This window comes from Vibrio sp. 1727 (assembly GCF_033344415.1).
Classification (GTDB): domain Bacteria; phylum Pseudomonadota; class Gammaproteobacteria; order Enterobacterales; family Vibrionaceae; genus Vibrio; species Vibrio alginolyticus.
On record NZ_JAWPOT010000045.1, the window covers coordinates 1 to 9,212 of the forward strand.

The 9,212-nt window shown below is 44.0% G+C and carries 4 protein-coding genes and 1 riboswitch; of the genes, 2 read left to right on the forward strand and 2 right to left on the reverse strand.

Annotated elements, in window-relative coordinates; genetic code table 11:
• Positions 1 to 137 precede the first annotated feature (137 nt).
• The gene (locus tag R8O10_RS23440) at positions 138 to 1,259 is read right to left on the reverse strand and encodes a pyridoxal-phosphate-dependent aminotransferase family protein (RefSeq protein ID WP_005381245.1); all 1,122 of its coding nucleotides are present in this window, start codon (positions 1,257 to 1,259) and stop codon (positions 138 to 140) included.
• A 220-nt stretch (positions 1,260 to 1,479) separates the two neighbouring features.
• A riboswitch (Lysine riboswitch) is annotated at positions 1,480 to 1,658 on the forward strand.
• Between the two features lie 101 nt (positions 1,659 to 1,759).
• On the opposite strand from R8O10_RS23440, the gene lysC reads away from it, so the two are divergent.
• The gene (lysC, locus tag R8O10_RS23445; protein ID WP_053350596.1) at positions 1,760 to 3,112 is read left to right on the forward strand and encodes a lysine-sensitive aspartokinase 3; all 1,353 of its coding nucleotides are present in this window, start codon (positions 1,760 to 1,762) and stop codon (positions 3,110 to 3,112) included.
• Between the two features lie 86 nt (positions 3,113 to 3,198).
• On the opposite strand, the gene metH is transcribed toward lysC, so the two are convergent.
• Entirely contained in the window at positions 3,199 to 6,879 is a 3,681-nt protein-coding gene (metH, locus tag R8O10_RS23450) for a methionine synthase (RefSeq protein WP_213971010.1), read from the reverse strand.
• 191 nt (positions 6,880 to 7,070) lie between these two features.
• Between metH and R8O10_RS23455 the strand changes: the two genes are divergently transcribed.
• A complete protein-coding gene (locus R8O10_RS23455; protein ID WP_104979770.1) occupies positions 7,071 to 8,402 on the forward strand; it encodes a cation:proton antiporter in 1,332 nt (443 codons plus the stop codon).
• The last annotated feature ends 810 nt before the right edge of the window (positions 8,403 to 9,212 follow it).

The following is a 9,212-nucleotide window of genomic DNA, read 5'->3' on the forward strand; positions in this document are numbered from 1 at the left end:
GTTCTTTTAGTTGTTGATTTCATAACACTCTCCAATTTTGGGGGTGGAAAGTGTCAACCTTATTTAGGACGGCACAATAAATACAAAAAAAGCGAAGGGATGACCTTCGCTTTTCTTTATCTCATTGCTGTATGATTTTATTCAGTGAGTGACTCTTCTAACGCTTTTAAGCACAGCGCAACGTTTTCAGATCGAGCGCCGTAACCCATTAAGCCAATACGCCACGCTTTACCAGCTAATGCCCCAAGGCCTGCACCAATTTCTAGGTTATAGGTTTCTAGCAAGTGAGCACGAACTTTTGCTTCATCAATTCCTTCAGGCACGTAAATCGCATTTAATTGTGGCAACCGATGGGCTTCGTCCACAACAAATTCAAAGCCTAACTTTTGTAAGCCATTTTTGAGTTTTTCATGCATCAGTTGGTGACGAGCCCAAGCGTTTTCTAATCCTTCATTTTTCAGTATCAATAAAGCTTCATGAAGCGCATACAAGCTATTAACTGGCGCCGTATGATGGTAACTACGCTTGCCTTCTCCACTCCAATACCCCAAAACTAAACTCTGATCGAGGAACCAACTCTGTACTGGTGTTGTTCTTGCTTGAATCTTTTCAATCGCGGCAGTAGAAAACGTCACTGGTGAGAGCCCAGGTACACATGACAAACATTTTTGACTACCAGAGTAAACCGCATCCAGTTGCCATTCATCCACTTTTAACGGCACACCACCAAGTGACGTCACCGCATCAACAATAGATAATGCATTATGCTGTTTCGCCAGCTTCCCCAATGCTTGAGCATCACTGACTGCACCAGTTGAGGTTTCCGCATGCACAAAAGCAAGAATTTTTGTATCTGGGTGCTGTTCGAGTGCTTGCTCGACTTTATCAATGGAAACAGGCGTCCCCCATTCATCATCGACGATAACAACTTCGCCACCAGCACGGACGACATTTTCGCGCATGCGTTCACCAAATACACCATTACGACAGACGATCACTTTATCGCCTTTCTCGATCAAGTTTACAAAGCAGGTTTCCATCCCTGCACTACCTGGCGCTGAAACCGCAATAGTGAATTCATTGTCAGTTTGAAAGGCATACTTCAATAGCTGCTTGAGCTCATCCATCATACCGATAAACAGAGGATCAAGGTGACCTACAGTAGGACGGCTTAGTGCTTGTAACACTTGAGGATAAATATCAGAAGGACCAGGTCCCATTAAAATACGGTGAGGCGGAATAAAGCTTTGGATCGACATGTCAGCTCCTTGATTATCTTTTATCCTGAGCATTCTAAAAGTTCTATTCAATAACATGGCTCAGGTGTAGGGTTCTTCACCCTAATAGATTTTTCCTCTATCAGCAATTAGCCGTAAGTATGGAGGTCAAACCAGTGTCACAAAATCGTTAATAAAAAACACCATAAAGGTTGAAATATTGATTGACATTAAGGCCTCAAAACCGTTCAATGTTTGAGCTTTATGTAGAAGAGGAGCGCTACCCAGGTAGATGATTTGTGGAACCGCAATTCCAACACCAATCATTGAGGGGGAGTAGTGCCGAGGTAAGTCAAAGTTGCAGGATTTGACTTGTCGGTTGAATTGGGCTGAATCCCATCAACTGTCATCAGCGCAGTCTGATGAAGGGCTTCTGAGGGTAAATTTTTCAAATAGCATTCTAAATACCTCTCTTTTTGCTCTGTTCCTTTTCTCACTAAACATTGGATGTACAATTTTTTAGGAAGTCGTGGGAGAACGCAGTGAGCGCATTTAACGTAGCTAAATTCGGTGGAACCAGTGTTGCCAACTTTGAGGCAATGAGTCGTTGCGCCACCATTATCGAAAACAATCCAAATACTCGCCTGGTCGTGAGCAGCGCTTGCTCTGGCGTCACCAACCTATTGGTAGAACTCGCCAACGGCGTTCAGGATCAAACGCACCGTACTGAGCTGCTGCAAAATCTGGCCAACATTCATGACGCCATTTTAACTCAGCTCGAAGACAGCACGAAAACTGCTGCCGAGGTGTATGGCATATTAGATACCGTAACCAGCCTGGCCGAGGCTGCATCTATCCAAGCTAGTGCGAAGTTAACCGATCATTTAGTCGCATGTGGTGAACTCATGTCGACGCACATTCTAACTCAGTTAATGTGTGAGCGAGGCATTCAAGCAGTGCGCTTTGATATCCGCGATGTGCTGCGTACTGATGACAACTTTGGTCGCGCGGAGCCAAACATTGAAGCAATTTCGACGCTTGCGCAAGATAAACTCGTACCACTTTGCCAACAATCCGTTGTTGTTACTCAAGGCTTCATAGGATCTGACGAAGCCGGTAATACAACAACATTAGGTCGAGGGGGCAGCGATTACAGCGCCGCCTTAATTGCTGAGAGCGTTAAAGCGGCAGGGCTAGAAATCTGGACTGATGTTCCGGGTATCTACACAACAGACCCGCGAATTGCACCAAAAGCCTCACCAATTCCCGAGATCAGCTTTAGTGAAGCTTCAGAAATGGCTAACTTTGGCGCTAAAATCCTTCACCCTTCTACGCTAGTACCTGCATTGCGCCACGACATTCCGGTATTTGTGGGGTCATCGAAAGAGCCTGAAAAAGGGGGAACTTGGATTCGCCACCAAGTCGAAAGCTCACCGTTATTCCGTGCGCTAGCTTTGCGTTGTAACCAAACCATGGTAACGCTACGCAGCGCCAATATGTTCCACGCATACGGCTTCTTAGCAAAGGTCTTTGAGATCCTTGCAAAGCATAAGATATCTGTCGATTTGATCACAACATCTGAAATCAGTGTATCGTTAACACTTGATCAAACCGATACATCCGGCGGCGCGCCGCAGCTGCCGCAAGCTGTACGAGAAGAGTTAGAAGAGTTATGTAAGGTAGAAGTTGAACGTGACCTATGCCTCGTTGCCCTAATTGGTAACAACATGAGTGAGAGTAAAGGCTACGCGAAACAGGTTTTTGGCACGCTAGAAGATTTTAACCTACGCATGATTTGTTATGGCGCTAGCCCTCACAACTTATGCTTCTTGCTCCATGAATCAGTATCGAAACAAGCCATACAAAAACTCCACACTGAGTTGTTTGAGAAGTAAGTTCAACTCAATAAAACAAAGGGCTGCGTATCTGCAGCCCTTTGTCGTTTCATTAGTTGTTACATTTGGACGAGGTAAACATCAATTTAACCGTTAATGTTTGGCCCTAACCATTTTTCAGCCTCGATCCTATCCCACCCCTTACGATCGGCGTAACTCTCTAGCTGATCTTCTTGGATCTGTGCGATCGCAAAGTAACGTGAGTCAGGATGAGAGAAATACCAACCAGAGACTGACGCGCCCGGATACATTGCATAGCTGGAGGTTAGAGTCATGCCAATATTCTCTTCCACATTAAGTAGCTCCCAAAGCGGTCCTTTTTCAGTATGCTCAGGGCACGCTGGATAACCTGGTGCAGGGCGAATACCTTGGTATTTTTCACGAATGAGATCATCGTTAGATAAATCTTCATCCGCAGCATAACCCCAAATTTCTTTACGGACACGCTCATGCAAATACTCAGCAAACGCTTCGGCTAGGCGATCCGCCACCGCTTGAATCATAATTGCGTTGTAATCATCTCCCTGTGCTTTGTATTCATCAGCAAGCTCTCGTTCACCAATACCACCAGTGACAGCAAATGCCCCTATCCAATCATGTTTACCCGACTCTTTAGATGCGATGTAGTCGGATAAACAATAGTTGAATCCTTTTGGTTTCTCGGTCTGTTGTCGCAAGTTACGTAATACTTTCACAACGTCGGTACGAGTTTCATCAGCATAAACTTCAATGTCGTCCCCCACGCTCGCAGCAGGGAATAAGCCACACATTCCACGCGCTTTTAACAGGCCTTCTCGCTCAACTCGATCAAGTAACTCGTTGGCATCTTCGAATAAACGTTTTGCTTCTTCACCAACTTCTTCATGTTGGAAAATTGTTGGATACTTACCCACAAGTGACCAAGTCATAAAGAATGGTGTCCAATCGATGTATTGACGTAATATAGCCACATCAAAATCATCGAAGATATGAATGCCAGGCTTAACAGGCACTGGAGGGGTGTAAGCTTCCCAATCGATAGCAACTTTATTCGCTCGAGCAGCTTCTAATGTCACTGGTTTGGTTCTCGGTTTCTTTCGATTATGTTGATCACGTACTCGTTCGTAATCAGCTTCAAGTTTTTCAACAAATTCAGGGCGACGTTCATCTGACAAAAGAGAAGTACATACGCCCACTGCACGTGAGGCGTTGTTCACGTAAACCACTGGATGCTTGTAATTTTGCTCAATCTTAACTGCTGTATGGGCTTTTGACGTTGTTGCGCCACCGATGAGAAGAGGTAAGTTAAAGTCGAGACGCTCCATCTCTTTTGCAACATGCACCATTTCGTCTAATGAAGGCGTGATCAACCCTGATAAACCAATAATATCGACGTTTTCTTCTTGCGCTACTTTTAAGATCTTTTCGCAAGGAACCATGACACCAAGATCGATAATTTCGTAGTTATTGCACTGCAATACAACGCCAACGATATTTTTCCCGATATCATGTACATCACCTTTGACCGTCGCTAGCAAAATCTTACCGTTTGTTTGTCCCACCTGCTTTTCTGCATTGATGTAGGGCTCGAGATGCGCGACTGCTTGCTTCATCACTCGGGCAGATTTTACGACCTGAGGAAGGAACATTTTACCTTCACCAAACAAGTCTCCGACGACGTTCATCCCATCCATTAGTGGGCCTTCAATCACCTCTAATGGCTTTGAAGCTTTGACACGAGCCTCTTCGGTATCATCAACGATGAACTCAGTTATTCCTTTCACTAACGCGTGCTCTAAGCGCTTTTCAACAGGCCAAGTTCTCCACTCAAGTGCAGAGGCATCCTCCTCTTTACCTACCCCTTTGCCTGCATATTCCGCCGCGATATCTAACAATCTCTCAGTGGCGTCATCACGACGGTTAAGAACGACATCTTCCACAGCCTCACGCAATTTTTCAGGCACGTTATCGTAGATTTCTAACTGACCCGCATTCACAATCCCCATATCCATACCATTTTTAAAACAGTGGTAGAGGAACACCGCGTGAATCGCTTCACGTACATAGTTATTGCCACGGAAAGAGAATGAGACGTTAGAAACACCACCCGAGATCATCGCATGTGGTAAATCACGTTTGATATCGCCAACGGCTTCAATGAAATCCACCGCGTAGTTATTATGCTCCTCGATCCCCGTAGCAATGGCAAAAATGTTTGGGTCAAAAATGATGTCTTCTGGTGGAAAGCCCACTTCATCAACAAGAATTCGGTAAGCGTTGGTACAAATTTCTACTTTGCGCTCACGTGTATCTGCTTGCCCAATCTCATCAAACGCCATCACAATCACAGCCGCACCGTAACGGCGGATCAACTTAGCTTGTTCAACGAATTTCTCTTTGCCTTCTTTGAGAGAGATCGAGTTAACAATGCCTTTGCCTTGGATGCACTGAAGACCGGCTTCAATAACCTCCCACTTGGAAGAGTCAACCATGATTGGTACTTTTGAGATTTCAGGTTCTGACGCACAAAGGTTTAAAAAGCGAACCATACAAGCTTGTGCATCCAACATGCCTTCATCCATGTTGATATCGATAATTTGAGCGCCATTTTCAACTTGTTGACGAGCCACATCGAGCGCGTCATCGTACAGTTCTTCTTTAATCAAGCGCTTAAAACGCGCAGAACCGGTTACATTCGTACGCTCACCGACATTGATAAATAAAGAGTCTTTATCAATAGCGAGTGGCTCTAGGCCAGACAAGCGACAAGCAACGGGAAGTTCAGGTAATTGACGAGGGGCGATATTTTCAACCGCGAGTGCCATTTGGCGAATGTGCTCAGGAGTTGTACCACAACACCCACCAATCAAGTTTAAAAAGCCACTTTGAGCCCACTCTTTAACATGCTTAGCCATATCTTCTGGCGACAAATCGTATTCGCCGAATGCATTCGGAAGCCCAGCATTTGGGTGAGCGGAAACAAAAGATTCTGATATACGAGAGAGCTCTTCAACATAAGGACGCAGCTCATCTGGACCAAGTGCACAGTTCAAACCAAACGAAATCGGTTTAACATGACGTAATGAGTTGTAAAACGCTTCTGTGGTTTGACCGGATAATGTCCGACCGGAAGCATCAGTAATAGTCCCCGAGATCATCACAGGTAACTCAATACCCATCTCTTCAAACACACTTTCAACAGCAAATGAACAAGCCTTAGCGTTAAGCGTATCGAAGATGGTCTCGATAAGAATAAGGTCAGAACCACCTTTAATTAGAGCACGAGTCGATTCAGAGTAAGCCTCAACTAACTCGTCGAAAGAAACATTTCGATATCCGGGGTCATTTACATCAGGAGAAATAGAACAAGTTCGGTTCGTCGGCCCTAAAACCCCTGCGACATAACGCGGCTTATCGGGTGTTTTTGCGGTCCATTCATCTGCAACTTCACGTGCAAGATTGGCTGCTGCAAAGTTAATTTCTTCACTCAGGCTTTCCATCTCGTAGTCAGCCATCGCAATGGTTGTTGCGTTAAACGTGTTGGTTTCGAGAATATCTGCACCCGCGTCTAAATATGCAGCGTGAATTTCCTTGATAAGTTGAGGCTGACTTAGAATCAACAGGTCGTTGTTACCTTTTAGATCACAATGCCAATCCGCAAAGCGCGTTCCTCGATAGTCTTGCTCTTCAAGTTTGTATCCCTGAATCATGGTCCCCATACCACCATCAATCAAAAGAATACGTTGCTTCAATTGAGCTTCAATCTGTTGTCTTACGTTACTTCCCACAGTACAGCCTCATTCCTTTAGTTATCTTTCCATCCTATCACACAAACTTCAGGAGTCTAGACGTCTAAACGTAGAATTAATGATTATTTTATCTCCTTTTTAACTTGCAAAATAATCACGAAAAAATGTTTGCTATTTAAGCAGCATCAGCCGAGAATTCCATTCATAAAATGTTACAAATAGAGAGCTCTATGTCGGTCTATCATACTTTATGTTTTCTATCCGCAGCTGCGATGCTAATTGCTTTTGTAAACAGCAAGATAGGAAAGATGCAAACCACCATTGCGATTACCGCAGGTTCAATGGTGCTTTCACTTCTAATCTTAATTGCGGGTCAAAACAACTGGTTCCATCTCACCGAAATTGCGACGGAGACGGTCACAAGGATTAACTTCGAAGATTTCTTGCTCAAAGGCATTCTTGGCTTCTTACTATTTGCTGGTGGACTAGGCATCAAACTCCCGAACCTTAAAGATCAAAAGTGGGAGATCACTGTTTTAGCCCTTGGAGCCACACTGTTTTCCACGTTCTTTATTGGATTTGCGCTGTATGGGTTTTGTCAGTTAATTGGCATCCAATTTGATTTGGTCTACTGCTTACTATTTGGTGCTCTAATATCGCCAACTGACCCAATCGCTGTATTGGCTATTGTTAAAAAACTCGATGCTCCCAAACGTATCTCCACTCAGATTGAAGGAGAATCGCTCTTCAATGATGGCTTCGGTTTGGTTATCTTCGTCACTCTATTTACGATTGCATTTGGCACTGAGGCACCAACTGTAGGTAGTGTCACCTTACTCTTCATCCAAGAAGCTATCGGTGGTATCACATATGGTTTCGTCCTCGGTTTGCTATTCCACTACTTGATCAGTGCCACCGATGATCACTCAATGGAATTGTTACTTACCATTGGTGTCCCAACAGCAGGTTACGCATTTGCTGAATACATCCATGTATCAGGCCCACTCGCGATGGTTGTATCCGGTATTATGATTGGCAACTGGACACGCTTTATTGGCTTTTCAAAAGAGAGTGAAGATCACCTTGACCATTTTTGGGAGCTTGTTGATGAGTTCTTGAATGGCGTGTTATTCCTACTGATCGGCATGTCGATGCTGCTATTTGAATTCCACAAAGAAGACTGGATCATGATGGCTATTTCAGTCCCTCTTGTACTAGCAGCTCGCTATCTAAGTGTATTTCTTTCTTACATAGGCTTTAAACGTTACAGAAAATATAATCCATGGTCAGTGCGTATTTTGACGTGGGGCGGTTTACGCGGGGGCCTCGCATTGGCAATGGCACTTTCCATTCCATCTGGTATTTGGGTGATTCAAGATAAGTTAATCGATGTAAAAGAGATTATTCTTGTGATGACCTACTCCGTCGTTGTTTTCTCTATCCTCATTCAAGGCTCAACAATCACCCCAATGATTGAAAAAGCAAAAGCTGAAGAGAAGAAGATGGAAGAGGACAACCAAGCAATAACCACTCCAGAGCATACGGAGCCAGTGGACTCTTAAAGACACGTAACTTAATAAATAAAAAGCAGCTACCTAGCTGCTTTTTTCATAACTAATTTTCAGACTTCCCTTCAAGAACGAAGGCTCCTTATTCTTTGATATACCATCAAATATACGAAGAATCGCTACGCTACATTTTCATAGATACTAACTATTGCCGATAGATAGTATTCATAGACGAGTCTTTTAATTTACCCATTTTCATCTGTATCACTTCTCTTCCCTTGGCAATATAGGCTCCTCGCAAACATCAAAGCTAAACTTCCACAATACTTAGCAATGAGCGAGTTTGTATTTTTATGAGAAAGAGACATTTAGGGTGATTGCGTTCAGAACCCAAACGGGTTAGAAACCTCACCGAGATAAAACTGAGCTGGCACCCAGGTAGCAAAGCCTTAACGGAAGTTTAAATCCCTCCCTCTTGAACTCAGTGAGACTAAACTTGTATTCAAAGTCCTCCTGTTTTCAAATTAGAAACAAGCGACACTTCAAACAATTAAACTCTGTCACATAACTAGATTTTCTAATATCGAATAAAAGGAGCTTTGGTTAGAGCTTGGTATCGGAATAAGACTAAGGCACAGAGTTACGTGCTAGCTCGTTCACAACGGTATAAAAACCATGTGAAGAGGGTAGTGTAACTCCAGATGCAAGGTTTCAATATGAAAGTGGATTTAAGGTAAGTCGGGGAACTAAAACGAAAAAAGCCTCAGTCTTTCGACTGAGGCTTAATCTTAATATAAGTGGCGGAGTGGACGGGACTCGAACCCGCGACCCCCGGCGTGACAGGCCGGTATTCTAACCAACTGA

What these genes read in the sequence shown, in the direction of transcription:
- R8O10_RS23440 (WP_005381245.1), bottom strand. Translation starts at nt 1,259, where the DNA reads ATGTCGATCCAAAGCTTTATTCCGCCTCACCGTATTTTAATGGGACCT.
- R8O10_RS23455 (WP_104979770.1), top strand. Translation starts at nt 7,071, where the DNA reads ATGTCGGTCTATCATACTTTATGTTTTCTATCCGCAGCTGCGATGCTA.